Origin of the sequence: Oceanicola sp. 502str15, assembly GCF_024105635.1 — a bacterium.
GTDB lineage: Bacteria > Pseudomonadota > Alphaproteobacteria > Rhodobacterales > Rhodobacteraceae > Vannielia.
Map to the genome: position 1 here is coordinate 2,626,761 of NZ_WYDQ01000001.1, position 14,390 is coordinate 2,641,150.

Annotated in this window: 14 protein-coding genes; 12 read left to right on the forward strand and 2 right to left on the reverse strand. The window is 68.1% G+C overall.

Translation table 11 applies throughout. From position 1 onward, the window contains the following. Window positions 1-6: 6 nt before the first annotated feature. The 6 genes from GTH22_RS12750 to GTH22_RS12775 all read left to right on the forward strand — a co-directional run bounded on the left by GTH22_RS12750 (window position 7) and on the right by GTH22_RS12775 (window position 5,869). The gene (locus GTH22_RS12750) at window positions 7-360 is read left to right on the forward strand and encodes a helix-turn-helix transcriptional regulator (protein WP_252945642.1); all 354 of its coding nucleotides are present in this window, start codon (window positions 7-9) and stop codon (window positions 358-360) included. Then, entirely contained in the window at window positions 353-1,390 is a 1,038-nt protein-coding gene (locus GTH22_RS12755; protein WP_252945644.1) for a permease, read from the forward strand. Before GTH22_RS12750 ends, GTH22_RS12755 begins: the two co-directional genes overlap by 8 nt. Before the next feature lie 144 nt (window positions 1,391-1,534). Then, complete coding sequence (locus GTH22_RS12760) at window positions 1,535-2,782, forward strand: Na+/H+ antiporter NhaA (RefSeq protein ID WP_252945646.1); 1,248 nt, start codon at window positions 1,535-1,537, stop codon at window positions 2,780-2,782. Window positions 2,783-2,959: 177 nt separating this feature from the next. Continuing rightward, on the forward strand, window positions 2,960-3,619 hold the full coding sequence (locus GTH22_RS12765; protein WP_252945647.1) for an ABC transporter ATP-binding protein: 660 nt from the start codon (window positions 2,960-2,962) through the stop codon (window positions 3,617-3,619). Continuing rightward, window positions 3,597-5,489, forward strand: a complete 1,893-nt coding sequence (locus GTH22_RS12770) for a capsule biosynthesis protein (RefSeq protein WP_252945649.1) — start codon at window positions 3,597-3,599, stop codon at window positions 5,487-5,489. The genes GTH22_RS12765 and GTH22_RS12770 overlap by 23 nt, the downstream gene beginning before the upstream one ends. Further along, window positions 5,486-5,869, forward strand: coding sequence for a hypothetical protein (locus GTH22_RS12775; RefSeq protein ID WP_252945650.1), 384 nt, complete (start codon window positions 5,486-5,488; stop codon window positions 5,867-5,869). Before GTH22_RS12770 ends, GTH22_RS12775 begins: the two co-directional genes overlap by 4 nt. 17 nt (window positions 5,870-5,886) lie before the next feature. Here the strand turns inward: GTH22_RS12775 and GTH22_RS12780 are convergent, their stop codons facing one another. Further along, the gene (locus GTH22_RS12780; RefSeq protein ID WP_252945651.1) at window positions 5,887-8,064 is read right to left on the reverse strand and encodes a lytic transglycosylase domain-containing protein; all 2,178 of its coding nucleotides are present in this window, start codon (window positions 8,062-8,064) and stop codon (window positions 5,887-5,889) included. Between the two features lie 151 nt (window positions 8,065-8,215). Between GTH22_RS12780 and dapA the strand changes: the two genes are divergently transcribed. From dapA to GTH22_RS12810, 6 genes are all read left to right on the forward strand, one after another. Beyond that, complete coding sequence (dapA, locus tag GTH22_RS12785) at window positions 8,216-9,088, forward strand: 4-hydroxy-tetrahydrodipicolinate synthase (protein ID WP_252945653.1); 873 nt, start codon at window positions 8,216-8,218, stop codon at window positions 9,086-9,088. Then, entirely contained in the window at window positions 9,088-9,558 is a 471-nt protein-coding gene (tsaA, locus tag GTH22_RS12790) for a tRNA (N6-threonylcarbamoyladenosine(37)-N6)-methyltransferase TrmO (RefSeq protein ID WP_252945654.1), read from the forward strand. The genes dapA and tsaA overlap by 1 nt, the downstream gene beginning before the upstream one ends. Window positions 9,559-9,631: 73 nt before the next feature. Next, window positions 9,632-10,108, forward strand: a complete 477-nt coding sequence (smpB, locus tag GTH22_RS12795; protein ID WP_252945655.1) for an SsrA-binding protein SmpB — start codon at window positions 9,632-9,634, stop codon at window positions 10,106-10,108. 58 nt (window positions 10,109-10,166) lie between these two features. Beyond that, on the forward strand, window positions 10,167-10,781 hold the full coding sequence (locus tag GTH22_RS12800) for a LysE family translocator (protein WP_252945656.1): 615 nt from the start codon (window positions 10,167-10,169) through the stop codon (window positions 10,779-10,781). Between the two features lie 70 nt (window positions 10,782-10,851). Next, on the forward strand, window positions 10,852-11,700 hold the full coding sequence (sseA, locus tag GTH22_RS12805; protein WP_252945659.1) for a 3-mercaptopyruvate sulfurtransferase: 849 nt from the start codon (window positions 10,852-10,854) through the stop codon (window positions 11,698-11,700). Between the two features lie 111 nt (window positions 11,701-11,811). Beyond that, on the forward strand, window positions 11,812-12,996 hold the full coding sequence (locus GTH22_RS12810) for an amino acid aminotransferase (protein WP_252945660.1): 1,185 nt from the start codon (window positions 11,812-11,814) through the stop codon (window positions 12,994-12,996). Between the two features lie 72 nt (window positions 12,997-13,068). Here the strand turns inward: GTH22_RS12810 and GTH22_RS12815 are convergent, their stop codons facing one another. After that, window positions 13,069-14,277 carry a cytochrome P450 gene (locus GTH22_RS12815; RefSeq protein ID WP_252945664.1) on the reverse strand — a complete coding sequence of 403 codons (1,209 nt, stop codon included), beginning with the start codon at window positions 14,275-14,277 and terminating at the stop codon, window positions 13,069-13,071. Between the last annotated feature and the right edge of the window lie 113 nt (window positions 14,278-14,390).

Genomic DNA, 14,390 nt, shown 5'->3' on the forward strand with positions numbered 1-14,390 from the left:
AGAAACATGAAAACGATTCTCCCTGACGGGCATTCCCTGGCCGAAATGGCCTCGACCTTCGCGGCGCTCGGCTCCGAGCAGCGCCTTGTGGTGCTTCAGATGCTGGTGCGCGCCGGGCCGGAGGGCCTGAGCATCGGCGAGTTGGGGCAGCGCAGCGGCGTGACCGGCTCGACCCTGACCCACCACATGAAGATCCTCGCCGCCGCCGGGCTGGTGCGGCAGGAACGGCAGGGCCGCAGCATCATCTGCGCCGCCGTGTCCTACGAGGAGATCGAAGCGCTTTCGGGCTTCCTGATGTCGCAATGCTGCGCCGACCGGGAGACCCCCTGCCACACCAAGGGACCGCACGAGCATGGCTGACCTCACCCAATCCCCCCGCCCCTCCCTCGGCGCGCTCTGGAAGCGCACGCCCAAGGCATGGCTCGTTTCGGCGCTGATCGTGCTGGGCGTGGCCCTGTTCGACACGCCACAGACCCTGCCGACGATCCAGTTTGCCCTGAAAGCCCTGCTGCACACCGCGCCCTTCATCCTCTTTGCCGTGCTCGCGGTGGCCTGGCTGAAGGCGACCGGGGCCGAGAGCCTGCTGGCCCGCGCCTTCGAGGGCAACCCGGCGCGGATGGTGGTGATGGCGGCGCTGCTGGGCGGGCTGTCGCCCTTCTGCTCCTGCGAGGTGATCCCCTTCATCGCCGCGTTGCTGGCGGTGGGCGCGCCTCTGGGGGCGGTGATGGCCTTCTGGCTGGCCTCGCCGCTGATGGACCCGGCGATGTTTTCGATCACCGCGGGCACGCTCGGCCTCGAGTTTGCCGTGGCCAAGACGATTGCCGCCGTGGGGCTGGGGATGATGGGCGGCTTTCTGACCATGACCTTTGCCCGCTCGCCGGTCTTTGCAGACCCGCTGCGCCCGAAGAAGAGCTGCGGCTCCTGCTGCGGCTCGGAAAAACCCTTTGAGGGCAAGCCTGTATGGCAGTTTTGGCAGGACGCCCCCCGGCGCGCGACCTTCCGCGAGACGGCCATGGAAAACGGGCTGTTCCTGCTCAAGTGGCTGCTGCTGGCCTACCTGCTGGAAAGCCTGATGCTGACCTATGTGCCTGCCGAGATGATCGGCACGGTGCTGGGCGGCGAGGGCATCGGCCCGATCCTGCTGGGCGCGCTGGTGGGCGCACCGGCCTACCTCAACGGCTATGCCGCCGTGCCGCTGATCGACGCGCTGCTGGCGCAGGGCATGAGCCAGGGCGCGGCGATGTCCTTCGTGATTGCCGGGGGCGTGTCGTGCATTCCGGCGGCGGTTGCGGTCTGGGCGCTGGTGAAGCCCCGCATCTTTGCGGCCTATCTCGGCTTTGCCCTTGTCGGCGCGGTGCTGGCCGGGCTGGCCTGGGGCGCCTTTGCCTGACGCGCATTGGCCGGGCAGCGGGAGGGTTCGGCGCTGGCGGAAAGAGCACTGCGCGCCAGCGCACGCTTCGAGCCTCTCTCACGCGGTTGCCCCTGCCACCTGATTTCATTATCTGGGGGCAACGCTGAGGCAGAGGGGTGAGGCATGTATCGCGTCTGGAATTTCGTCACGAACTATTCGCTGCTGCTGATTGCCGGCGCGATCACCGCCCTGATCTGGGCCAATATCGACGCCGACAGCTACCATCATTTCGTCGAGTTCGTGATCTGGGACCATGCCCCGATCGGCCATCTTCATGATGGCCACCGCACCCTGACCCTGCATTACCTCGTCAACGATGTGCTCATGGCCTTCTTCTTTGCCATTGCGGCCAAGGAGGTTTGGGAGGCGGTGATCCTCGAGAACGGGAGCTTGCGCGGCAAGAAGGCGGCCACCCCGCTGGTGGCCACGCTGGGCGGGATGATCGGGCCGATCACCGTGTATCTCGGGATGGCCTACCTTGTCTGGCCCGACACCTTCGACGCGGTGAAGAACGGCTGGGCGATTCCGACCGCGACCGACATCGCGTTTTCCTATCTCGTGGGCCGCATGGTGTTTGGCGCAGGCCACCCGGCGGTGCGCTTCCTGCTGCTGCTGGCCATTGCCGATGACGCGGCGGGCCTGATCATTCTGGCGATCTTCTACCCGAGCGGCGAGCTGGCACCCGAATGGCTGCTGCTTTCGGTCGCGGCGGCTGTGACGGTTTACCTTCTGTGCAACTGGCTGCCGCGCAAGCGCGATGCCGGAAATCAGGACAGGCCGCACTCGACCTGGATGGCCTCGACGCTCAGTGTCTGGCCCTACCTGCTGGCCGGTGCGGTGAGCTGGTACGGCTTTCAGGAGGCGGGCATCCACCCGGCGCTCGGCCTGCTGCCGATCGTGCCGACCCTGCCCCACGCCGACCGGGCCTTCGGCATCTTCTCGGAAGCCGAGCAGTATCTTTCGGACCTGCTCAACAAGGCCGAGCACATGCTGAAACACCCGGTCGAGGTGATCCTGTTCTTCTTCGGCCTGCTGAACGCGGGCGTCGAGTTCAACGCCATCGGCGAGGCCACATGGCTGGTGCTGGCGGGGCTGGTCATCGGCAAGCCTGTCGGGATCTTCATCTTCGGCTGGGTCGCCGCCTATCCGATGAAGCTGGGCCTGCCGGCCGGGATGCGCTCGATCGACCTCGTGGTGATCGGCTGCGTGGCCGCCATCGGCTTTACGGTGTCGCTCTTCGTGGCCTCCGTCGCCTTCCCGGGCGGGCTGGTTCAGGACGCGGCGAAGATGGGGGCGCTGTTCAGCTTCGGGGCGGCTGCGATCTCGATCGTGGCGGGCCTTGTGACCCGGGTGGAGAAACAGAACGGCTGAATGCAGCCCATTGCGGCACCAGCGGGCGCAAATCGCGCCGCATTGGTGCCGCAATCCACCAAGAATCCGTTGAAAACCGGAGTGTTTGGGCGACATAATGCTGCCTGAATGGCGGCTTATACCAAAGTCTTAAGAAAGCGCCGCTAAGGTGTGAAAACGAGCAGCCAAAGGCGACGAATGCTGGAATTTTCCAACGTCAGCAAGTCCTTCTGGACGGGCAAACAGCGCAAGGTGATCCTCGACAGGGCCTCCTTCCGCGTTGAGTTGGGCAATTCGCTGGGCATCCTCGCACCGAACGGCACCGGCAAGACCACGCTGATCAACATGATGGCCGGTCTCGAAAAGCCTGACGAGGGCGAGATTCGCCGCGGCTGCCGCATATCCTTTCCGCTGGGGTTCATGGGCGGGGTGGTCAACCGCCACACCGGCACCGAGAATGCCCGCTACATCGCCCGGCTCTACGGGCTCGACCCCGATTACGTGGAGGCCTTCGGGCGCTGGCTCTGCGGGATCGAGGAATATTTCGACATGCCGGTCGGCACCTACAGCCAGGGGATGCGGGCGCGTTTCTGCTTCTCGCTGATGCTGGCGCTCGACTTCGACATTTACCTGATCGACGAGGGGATGCCCTCGACGACGGATGTGGACTTCAACCGCCGCGCCGGCTCGATCCTGCGCGAACGCCTGAAGGACACCACCGTTGTCATCGTTTCGCACCAGGCGGCCACGCTTGAGAAGTTCTGCCGCTCGGCGGCGGTGCTGCGCGACGGGCAGTTCCAAATGTTTGATACGCTTGAGGAGGCGAAGAGGCTCTATGACTACCAAGCCCAAAGCTAGCCGGTTCCGCATCCGGCGCGACGCCCCCCTCACGCCCGGCCAGGCCATGGCCGCAACCGAGGGGGCGACCGCCCGCAAGGTGGCGCCGCCGCCCGTGTCCCCGCCTGCCCCGAAGCAGGCGGCCACGCCGGATGCAGGCCCGCGCGCGCCGGGCCGCAAGACGGTGACCCGCAAGGCCCCCGCCCAGCCGCCCGTCGACGAGGACGTGGCGATGATGGAAGCGGCCTCGCCGGAGATGCATGAAGACGGCTTTGGCCCCGAGGCGATGCCCGGCTCGGCCGCGGCCGAGGGCGGCGCGGCTGCTGGCGCGGCCCGGGGGGCGCAGGAGGCTGACGGCCAGCCCGGCACGGCGCAGAGCGGCGACGTGCAGAGCGCGGCCTCGGCCCAGAGCGAACAGACGATTGCCGACATCCGCAAGGAAGGCCTCACCGGCCGACAGCTGCGCATGGCGCGGCGGGTTGCCCAGAAGCACGGGCTCACCCCGACCTCGGATTTCGATGCGGTGAAGCAGCTGCGCGACCGCGGGCTGGACCCGTTCCAGCGCTCGGCCATGCTGGAGCTGGTGCAGAACAACGCCAAGGCGCAGGGGGCCGAGGCCGCCCGCGCCGGCGGCCAGGCGGGTGCCACGCCCAACCTGCCGCAGGTCTCGCGCCAGACCGGCACCGAAGTGGCCGTGCCGAAGGAGGCCCCGGTGCCCGGCCCGGTGCTCAACCCCGCCGACCAGCGGGCCAGCGAGATCGGCCGCATCCAGCAGGACATCGCCCGCCGGCGCCGCCGCAAGTCGATGCTGCTGTTCACCCGGCTGGCGTTCTTCGTGCTGCTGCCGGCCTTCATTGCCGGGTGGTACTACTACGTGCTGGCGACGCCGCTCTATGCCACCAAGTCGGAGTTCGTGATCCAGCAGGCCGAGCCTGCGGCCGCGGCCGGGCTTGGCGGGCTGTTCCAGGGCACCAGCTTTGCCACCCAGCAGGACAGCACCACGGTGCAAAGCTACCTGCAGTCGCGCGCCGCCATGCAGCGGCTCAACCAGGACCACGCGTTCAAGGCGCATTTCGAGCAGAGCTTCATCGACCCGATCCAGCGGCTCGAGGAGGGGGCCACCGACGAGGCGGCCTACCGGCTGTTCCAGCGCAACGTGAAGATCGGCTACGACCCGACAGAAGGTATTCTGAAGATGGAGGTCATCGCCGCCAGCCCCGAAAAGAGCCAGGAGTTCTCGGAGGCGCTGCTGGGCTATGCCGAGGAGCAGGTGGACCAGCTGACCCAGCGGTTGCGCGAAGACCAGATGAAGGGCGCGCGCGCCAGCTTCGACGATGCCGAGGGCAAGGTTCTGGCGGCGCAGCGCAGGGTGCTCGAGCTGCAGGAGCAGCTCGGCGTGCTCGACCCGGTGAGCGAAACCGGCTCGCTGATGAGCCAGATCACCCAGTTCGAGGTGGAGCTGCGCCAGAAGGAACTGGACCTGCAACAGCAGATGGCCAACACCCGCCCCAACCAGGCCCGTGTGCGGGCGCTGGAGGGCGACATTGCCCGGCTGCGGGCGCTGGTGGACGAGCTGCGCTCGTCGATGACCCAGACCACCGGCAGCGGCGCCTCGCTGGCCCGCATCACCGGCGAGCTGCGCATTGCCGAGGCCGATCTGACCACCCGGCAGCTTCTGCTCCAGCAGGCCGCCGCCCAGCTCGAGACGGCGCGGATCGAGGCCAACCGGCAGGTGCGCTACCTGTCGCTCGGCGTGGCGCCGATTGCGCCCGACGAGGCCACCTATCCGCGCGCCTTCGAGAACACGGCGCTGGCGCTGCTGATCTTTGCCGGCATCTACCTGATGATCTCGCTCACCGCCTCGGTGCTGCGCGAACAGGTCGCCGCGTGACCACGGGCGGCGGGGCCGAGGCTCTCGCCGCCACGATCGACGCCTATTGCGCCTGCTGGCGGGTGATGGACGACAGCGCCCGCCGGGCGGCCCTCGCGCGCTGCGTCTCGCCCTATCTGCGCTACACCGATCCGACCGTGGAGCTGACCGGCATTGCCGCCCTCTCGGCCCATATCGCCAAGGTCTGCGCCGCCCGCCCCGACGCGGTGATCGCCCGCACCGGTGGCGTGGATGCGCACCACGGCATGGCCCGCTTCGGCTGGAGCCTGCGCGATGGCGATGCGGTGTTTCTGGCAGGCAGCATCGACGTTGTGGAGCTGGACCCTGAGAGCGGGCGGCTGACGCGGATCACCGGCTTTTTCGGGCCTCTGGAGGGGTGAAGGGCTGAGGGGCTGCCCTAGTTTGGCGTGCCGTGAAGCAATTTGGTGAACTCCAGCTTCTCCACCCGGCCGGTCAGCCGGGCGCGGTAGACCGGGATGCTCTCGGTCACGCGCATCACGTAGTTGCGGGTCTCGCGGAAGGGGATCATCTCGACCCAGTCCACCACGTCGACGCCCGGGTAGCGCGGATCGCCCCGGTCTGCGACCCAGTTCACCGCCCGGCCCGGCCCGGCGTTGTAGCCGACCGAGACAAGCACCGGGGCATTGCCGAAAATATCAATGAGGCCCGCAAGATAGGCGGTGCCAAGCTGGGCGTTGTAGACCGGATCTTCGGTCAGCTTGCCGGCGTCGTAGCTCACCTTCAGCTCGCCGGCCATGTCGCGCGCGGTGCCCGGCATGAGCTGCATCAGCCCGCGCGCCCCGGCGGGGCTGACCACGACCGGATCGAACTCGCTCTCGCGCCGGGCGATCGACAGGGCCAGCTCGGCGGGCACCGGCCATTCGGACTCGGCCATTTCGTGCAGGGGGTAGTAGGCGGCCGGAATCGTCAGCCCGTTGCGGGCTGCCGCCTTGGCGACCTTCAGCGCCAGATGCACCTCGCCGCGTTCGATCATCAATGCGCCGAGGCTCCCGGCCTCGGGGCGTTCGACCTGCCCGGCGAGGTGGGTCAGGAAGCGCTCGGCCTCCGCCGCCTCGCCCTCTTCAAGCATCCGCAGGCCGACGGCGAGCACCTCGGAGCCTGCAAGCGCGGTGTCGGCGATCGTGGCGAAGACCTCGCGCCCGGTGAGGGTGACATCCATGGGCAGGCCCGCGGCCTCGGCGGCGAGCAGCCCGTAGTAGCTGGTTTGGTATTGCGCGCCGTAGGCAAAGGCATCCCGCGCCTTCTCGGCATCGCCGAGGTCGGTATAGGCGCGGCCCAGCCAGTAGCCGGCGCGGCCGAGGCTGATCGGCGTTTCGACCGCCTCGCCGAAGCGCTCGAAGTGCCAGAGCGCCAGCTCGGGGTCCTTGAGGAAGCGCAGGGCGATCCAGCCCGCGAGCCATTCGAGATCGGCGAAGTCGGAGCCGTCGGCCAGGAAGTGGCGCGAGGCGAGCGCATAGGCCTCGGGCACGTTGCCGTCGCGCAGCAGGGCGCGGGCATAAATGCGACGGTAGTTCGACCACTCTTCCGGCCGCCCCAGCGCCTCGGCGGAGGTGGAGCGCTCGACCATCAGCTCCTCGGCGCCATCGTGGAGCCCCTTGCCGACGCGCCAGTTGTAGCGCTCCCAGACGAGGCCGGCGTTGTCCTGAAGCGCCTCGGGGACCGCCTCGATCTTGGCATCGACCCCGGCGGCACGGGTGCGCAGCGCCATGCGGGCCTCGGCGAGTTTTCGCCAGTCCTCGCTCACCCGCCCCATCTGGCGCAGGGCGGTGGAACGCCGGTCGCGCCACAGCAGGTCATCGAGTCGGGCCTCGTGGTGGGGTTTCAGCAGCTCCCCGTAGCGCTCGAGCAGGGCCTGCTCGACATCGGCGTTCAGCGTGCGGGTGCGCCAGGCGAGCACCGCCAGCGCCGCCGCATCGCCGTCCTCACCACGGGCGGCGTGGGCCTCGACCAGCCGCAGCACACCGAGCCCGGTTTCGGGGATCTTGTCGCCGAAATAGGCCACCACACGGTCGGGATCCTCGCCGCGCCCGATCGAGGCTTCGCCCCGGTCGTGGATGTAGTCCATCGACGGCCAGTCGGCGTGATCGGCGGTGAAGCTGATGTATTCGTCAAAGCTGCCGCCGCCGCCGCGCAGCTTGGCCCAGAGCACGTATTGCTCCATCTCGGGGCCTTCCCGCGCGGCAGAAAAGGCCGCCTGCCCCCAGTCACCACGGGCGATGGCGCGCATCATCAGGGTGAAGGGGCCGGCCTGTTTGGGGCGTGCAGGCGGAGCCTTGGCGGCCAGCGCCACGCCCTCCAGCGCCGGGGCGCGGGGCAGCGCGGTGTCGTCCTGCGGCACGGCGTCTGTCTCGCCCTCGGCAACCCTCTCGCCGGGTTCGGCGGCGGGTTCCTCGCCCTCGGCCTCCGCCCCGGCGCCCTCCTCCTCGAGTTCGAGCGCAACCTCCTGCACCACCTCCTGCCCCTCGTCCGGGGCCGGGTCTGCCGCCTGGGCATGCGCCACCGGCCAGGCAAGGAGCCAGGCGACAGCGAGATTCGACAGGACATAGCGATGCATGGCTCGGGCGAGCTCCGGAGCAGGCAATGGGCGGTTTGTGCAAGTGTAGCGCGTCGTGGTTAATGAACAATACAACAACTTGGCATTGCGCCCCGTGGGCACTATAGCTCCGCCCGGACGGGAAATTGGCCGCGACAGAGGAGGGCACAACATGTTCCAGGGATCTATTCCAGCACTGGTGACGCCCTTCAAGGACGGCGAGCTCGATCTGGCCGCCTTCGAGGCGCTGGTGGAGTGGCAGATTGCCGAAGGCTCGAGCGGACTTGTGCCGGTGGGCACCACCGGCGAGAGCCCGACCCTCACCCATGACGAGCACGATGCCGTTGTGGCCGCCTGCGTGAAGGCCGCCGCGGGCCGGGTGCCGGTGATCGCGGGCGCGGGCTCCAACTCCACCCGCGAGACGGTGCGGCTGGTCGAGGCCGCCAAGACCGCGGGCGCCGATGCCGCGCTGGTCGTCACCCCCTATTACAACAAGCCCACGCAGGCCGGGCTGATCGCCCATTTCGAGGCCGCCGCCGAGGTGGGCCTGCCGATCATCATCTACAACATTCCGCCGCGCTCGGTGATCGACATGCTGCCCGGCACCATGGCCGAGCTGGCGAAGAACCCGAGCATCATCGGGGTGAAGGACGCCACCGCCGACCTCGCCCGCGTGGCGATTACCCGCGAAATGTGCGGCCCGGATTTTCTTCAGCTTTCGGGCGAAGATCCGACGGCAGTGGGATATAACGCGATGGGCGGCAAGGGCTGCATCTCCGTCACCGCCAACGTCGCCCCGCGGCTTTGCGCCGAGATGCAGGCGGCGACGCTGGCGGGCGACTATGCCAAGGCGCTGGACTATCAGGACAAGCTGATCCCCCTGCACCGGGCGATCTTTGCCGAGCCGGGCCTGTGCGGCGCGAAATACGGGCTTTCGGTGCTGGGCAAATGCGCCGAAGACGTGCGCCGCCCCCACGTGCAGGTGTCGGACTTCGTGAAGGGCCAGATCGAAGACGCGATGCGCTTTGCCGGGCTGATCAACTGATGAAGCCACCCCGCGAGGGCGAGGAGCGGCTTGGATATGACCCGGCAGAGCGCGCCGATGCCAGGCTTCACTTCATCGGCGTCATCCGGTCGGACTGGCGCGAGGGCAAGGCCCCCAAGAACCTGCGGCTTTCGCGCGCGCAGGGCGGCGGGGCGGCGCGGATCGAACTGCATGAGCAGTTCGTGCCCGCGCTGGAGGGGTTGAAGCCGGGCGACTGGATCATGCTGCTCTACTGGACGGGCGAGGCCCGGCGCGACCTGCTGGTGCAGGCCCCGCGCCATGCCGACAGCCCTCGCGGCACCTTTGCCCTCCGCTCCCCGGCCCGGCCCAACCCGGTGGCGCTGGGCTGCGTGCGGATCGAGGCGATGGACGGGGCGGTGGTGCATATCGACGCCACAGATGCCTTCGACGGAACGCCGGTGATAGATATCAAGCCGTGGATCGAGACGGTGGACTCGCCCGCTTCGTGAAGGCGCGGGGCAGCGGGCGGGTTCTGCGGTCGGCCCTTTCCAGCGCGGCTTGCAGCCCCTATATGCCTCCCCCATGGCCAAGAAAGATGACAACCCCAATTACAAGGTGATCGCGGAGAACCGCCGCGCACGGCACGACTATGCCATCGAGGACGATCTCGAGGTGGGGATCATGCTGGAAGGCTCTGAGGTGAAGTCGCTGCGCCAGAACACCAGCCAGATCAACGAGAGCTATGCCGCTGTCGAGGATGGCGAGCTGTGGCTGGTGAACGGATATATCGCGCCCTATGCGCAGGCCAAGACCTTCGGCCACGAGGAGCGCCGCCGCCGCAAGTTGCTGGTCTCGAAGAAGGAACTCGCGCGGCTCTGGAACGAGACCCAGCGCAAGGGGATGACGCTGGTGCCGCTGGTGCTCTACTTCAACCATCGCGGCATCGCCAAGATGAAGATCGGCATCGCCAAGGGCAAGAAGAACGCCGACAAGCGCCAGACCGAGGCCAAGCGCGACTGGAACCGCCAGAAGCAGCGGCTGCTCAAGCAGAACGGCTGACTGCGCGCGCCGTTACGGGGCCTTGCGCCCGGCGCGGCGCGGGGGCAACGTCGCGGCCATGGATCTGGCCTTCTTCATCCCCGCCTGCTTTGCGCTGAACCTCGCCTTCGGCCCCTCCAACCTGCTGGCGCTGACCCATGGCGCGCAGAGCGGTATCCGCTTTGCGATGGCGGCCGCGCTGGCGCGGATCGTGGCCTTTGCCGGGATGATCGCCGCCTCTGCCCTTGGCCTCGGGCTGCTGCTGACGGTTTCGGCGGCGGCCTTCACCGTGGTCAAGCTGGTGGGGGCGGCCTACCTTATCTGGCTCGGGATCAAGCTGCTGCGCACCCGGCCCGAGACCCAGAGCCTCGCCACCCTGGCCCCGACCCTGCCGCGCGCCCTGCGCCGCGAGGCGCTGGTGGCGCTGAGCAACCCCAAGGCGATCCTGATCTTCGCGGCCTTCTTTCCGCAGTTCGTGCCGATGGAGAGCTACTGGCAGAGCTATGCCATCCTCGGCGGGCTGTTTCTGGCGCTGGAGCTGGTGGCGGTGGGCACCTATGCGACCGCCGGGCGCTTTGCCGCCCGCCTCGCCGCCAGCCGGATGCATTGGCTGAACCGCGCTTCGGGGGCGACCATGGTGCTCTTCGGGCTGCTCCTGCTGCTGGCCCGTGCGCCCTCGCGCGGCACCGCCTGAGCCGGGAGCGCCCTTGCCAGTCTGCCGCCGGGGCGCTAACCAATCTTCGATGCGAGAGGGGGATGCACCCATGGCCGACGACCCGAAAACGCTGGTTTCAACCGACTGGCTCGCCAAACACCTGAAAGACCCCGACCTGCGGGTGCTGGATGCCTCATGGTATCTGCCGGCGATGAACCGCGATGCGAAGGGTGAATACGAGGCCGGGCATATCCCCGGTGCGCGGTTCTTCGACATCGACGAGATTTCCGACGCGCGCTCGGACCTGCCGCACATGGCCCCGCCGGTGGAGAAGTTCATGAGCCGGATGCGGGCGATGGGCGTGGGCGACGGGCATCAGGTGGTGGTCTATGACGGGGCCGGGCTGTTTTCGGCGGCGCGGGTCTGGTGGCTGTTCCGGCTGATGGGCAAGCAGGATGTGGCGGTGCTGGATGGCGGCATGCCCAAGTGGCTGGCCGAGGGCCGCGAGGTAGAGGACATGCCCCCGATCGTGCGTGACCGGCACATGACCGTGCAGCGCCAGGCCGACATGGTGAAGGATGTCACCCAGGTTGCCGCCGCCTCCAAGCTGGGCGACTGGCAGATCGTCGATGCCCGTGCGCCCGAGCGGTTCTCGGGCGCCGCGCCGGAGCCGCGTGCGGGGCTGCGGGCCGGGCATATTCCCGGCTCCAGAAACCTGCCCTTCGGCAACCTGCTGAACCCCGACAAGACCATGAAGCGCGGCCAGGCACTGCGCGAGGTCTTCGAGGATGCCGGGGTCGACATGGCGCGGCCGGTGATCACCTCCTGCGGCTCGGGGGTGACGGCCGCCGTGCTCTCGCTCGGGCTCGAGGTGCTGGGGCACCCGCGCCACGCGCTCTACGATGGCTCGTGGTCGGAATGGGGCCTCTATGACGGTCTGGCGGTGGAAACCGGGTGATGCCTCTGCCGGGGTGCCCCCACCCCGGCGCGTGTCCGTAGGGCGGGACTTGTCCCGCCACCGCCCCCGCCAACGCCTCCCAGACGCCCATCCCCCAGCCGGAGATTTCCCATGCTTGAAGCCATCCCCCCCCGCGAAGAAGACAAGATCCTGCGCCTGATGAAGCTCTTCGCGGAAGACCCGCGGATGGGCAAGATCGACCTTGGCGTGGGGGTTTACCACGATGCCGAGGGGCGCACGCCGATCTTCGGGGCGGTGAAGGCCGCCGAGCAGCGGCTGGTGGAGGGGCAGGAGAGCAAGGGCTACGTGGGGCTGGCGGGCGATCCGGCGTTTCATCGCGCCATCGCCGGGCTGGTGCTGGGCGAGATGGCCGAGACCACGCCCTATGCGGCCTGCGGCACGCCGGGCGGCACCGGGGCGGTGCGGCAGGGCTTCGAGCTGATGAAGCTGGCGGGCAATCCGCAGCGGCGCATCTGGCTGCCCGATCCGAGCTGGATCAACCACGCCTCGATCCTCGACACGCTGGGCATTCCGCGCACCGATTATCGCTATTACGACGGTGACACCGGCGGCATCGACGTGGCGGGCATGCTGGAAGATCTCTCCCGCGCCGCGCCGGGCGACGTGGTGCTGCTGCATGGCTGCTGCCACAATCCCACCGGCGCCGACCTGCGGGCGCAGGACTGGGCGGCGCTGACCAAGCTGCTGGCCGAGCGCGGCCTTACCCCCTTTGTCGATCTCGCCTACCAGGGCTTCGGAGACGGGCTGGAGGCGGATGTGGACGGGCTGCGCACCATGGTCGCCGCCCTGCCCGAGAGCATCATCACCGTGTCGGCCTCAAAGAACTTCGGCCTCTACCGCGAGCGGGTGGGCTGCGTGCTGGCGCCCTGCGCCGACCCGAAGGCGCGCGACCTGACCCATGCCGCACTGGCCTGGCTGAACCGGCAGAACTATGCCTTTCCGCCCGATCACGGCGCCCGGGTGGTGACCGAGATCCTGACCGATCCGGGCCTGCGGCAAGACTGGCAGGGCGAGCTTGACGGGATGCGCGAGCGGATGAAAGCCAACCGTACGGCGCTGGCGGGCGAGCTGCGCCGGCTCACCGGCTCGGACCGCTTCGGGTTTCTGCAGGGGCACAAGGGGATGTTCACCGTGCTCGGCCTCAGTCCGGCGCAGGTGATGGCGCTGCGCAAGGAGCACGGGCTTTACATGGTGGAGGACAGCCGGATCAACCTTGCCGGGCTGACCGACGCCACCATCCCCCCCGCCGCCGAGGCGATTGCCGCCGTTCTCTAGCACTCGTAGGGCGGGACTTGTCCCGCCTTCCGAGGTGCCCGGGCCTGGGGCGGGACAAGTCCCGCCCTACCTTCAGCCGAGAATGACGGGCAGGTTCAGCGGGCCGCGGAAGCCCCAGCCGCTCCAGACCACATCCTCCGGCTCGGCCAGCCGGATGTTGGGGAACTTCTCGAAGATCTTCGGCAGCATCACCTGCCCCACCGCGCGGCGGGCCACATGGGTGCCCTGGCAGAAATGCGGGCCGTTGCCGAAGCTCTGGTGCGGGTTGCTCTTGCGGTAGACGTTAAAGAGGTGGCCATCCTCGAACACCTCCTCGTCCCAGTTGGCGGAGGCCTGGATCGTCATCACCGTGGAATGGGCCGGGATGTGGTAGCCGCGGATCTCGGTATCCTCGCGCACGTACCGCCCGGAGACGGAGATCGGCGCAACCCAGCGCACGCCTTCCTCGAAGGCCTTCACCCAATCGCCGCCCGCCTTCACCTGCTCAAGCTGGTCGGGGTTGGTCAGCAGACCGTAGAGGATGGTGCAGAGCGCATCGCGCGGCTCGTTGATGCCGCCGCCGATGGCGATCTTGATGTTGGCCCAGATCTGGCTGAGGGCGATCGGGTTTTCGGCGTTCAGCATCACCGAGAACGCCGAGTTGTTGGGCTCGGCCCTGTGGCGCGCCTCGATGCGGGTGAAGAGCGCGTCCATCTCGTCGTTGGCGGCTTCGGAGCGGGCGAAGATCTCTTCCTTCTCGCCGAAGTTCCCGGCCCCGTCGATCAGCGCCTGCGACCAGCGGATCATCTCGGCGTCGCTGGCCTCTTCGGTGCCCAGCAGGACGGCAAGGCCGCGGGCGGCATAGGGGGCGGCGAGCATCGGGAAGAGATCGACAACCTCACCGCGCGGCAAACGATCGAGATATTCCTCGGCCACGGCCTCGTAGCGCGGCACCCAGTCCTGGGTGATGACCTTGGGGCTGAAGGCGCCCTGCATCGCGCCGCGCTCGCATTTGTGCTCTTCGCCGTCCTTGCGCATCAGCGTATGGGCGCGGAAGGCGCGGTGCATCGGGGTGATCGGGTCGTTGGACGAGAAGATCTGCGGATTGTCCTTCACGTATTTGGTGTCGGCCCATTTGGTCAGCAGGATGCGGTTCATCTTGGGCACGCGGACCACGGGGGTTTCGGCCCGCAGACGGGCGTAGATCGGGTAGGGATCGCGGGTGAGCGCGTCCAGCGTGATCGTTTCGTCTACCGGCACCGGCTTTCCGGTGGCCTGCACTTCGGCGGTTGCGTCGCTCATGATGTCCTCCCATGCGGGCAGCCCCTCCGACTCGCCCGTTCTTGCGGTGAACTGTATACCGTTCACGGGAAAATACCAGAGGGAACCCCATCATCTCTTGGATGATCCGCCCA

Bases quoted from the DNA above. Each gene is read 5' to 3' on its own strand.
- GTH22_RS12815 (WP_252945664.1), bottom strand. From the start codon at position 14,277: ATGAGCGACGCAACCGCCGAAGTGCAGGCCACCGGAAAGCCGGTGCCG.
- GTH22_RS12800 (WP_252945656.1), top strand. From the start codon at position 10,167: ATGGATCTGGCCTTCTTCATCCCCGCCTGCTTTGCGCTGAACCTCGCC.
- GTH22_RS12770 (WP_252945649.1), top strand. From the start codon at position 3,597: ATGACTACCAAGCCCAAAGCTAGCCGGTTCCGCATCCGGCGCGACGCC.
- GTH22_RS12760 (WP_252945646.1), top strand. From the start codon at position 1,535: ATGTATCGCGTCTGGAATTTCGTCACGAACTATTCGCTGCTGCTGATT.
- GTH22_RS12755 (WP_252945644.1), top strand. From the start codon at position 353: ATGGCTGACCTCACCCAATCCCCCCGCCCCTCCCTCGGCGCGCTCTGG.
- dapA (WP_252945653.1), top strand. From the start codon at position 8,216: ATGTTCCAGGGATCTATTCCAGCACTGGTGACGCCCTTCAAGGACGGC.
- smpB (WP_252945655.1), top strand. From the start codon at position 9,632: ATGGCCAAGAAAGATGACAACCCCAATTACAAGGTGATCGCGGAGAAC.
- GTH22_RS12780 (WP_252945651.1), bottom strand. From the start codon at position 8,064: ATGCATCGCTATGTCCTGTCGAATCTCGCTGTCGCCTGGCTCCTTGCC.
- GTH22_RS12765 (WP_252945647.1), top strand. From the start codon at position 2,960: ATGCTGGAATTTTCCAACGTCAGCAAGTCCTTCTGGACGGGCAAACAG.
- GTH22_RS12810 (WP_252945660.1), top strand. From the start codon at position 11,812: ATGCTTGAAGCCATCCCCCCCCGCGAAGAAGACAAGATCCTGCGCCTG.
- GTH22_RS12750 (WP_252945642.1), top strand. From the start codon at position 7: ATGAAAACGATTCTCCCTGACGGGCATTCCCTGGCCGAAATGGCCTCG.
- sseA (WP_252945659.1), top strand. From the start codon at position 10,852: ATGGCCGACGACCCGAAAACGCTGGTTTCAACCGACTGGCTCGCCAAA.
- tsaA (WP_252945654.1), top strand. From the start codon at position 9,088: ATGAAGCCACCCCGCGAGGGCGAGGAGCGGCTTGGATATGACCCGGCA.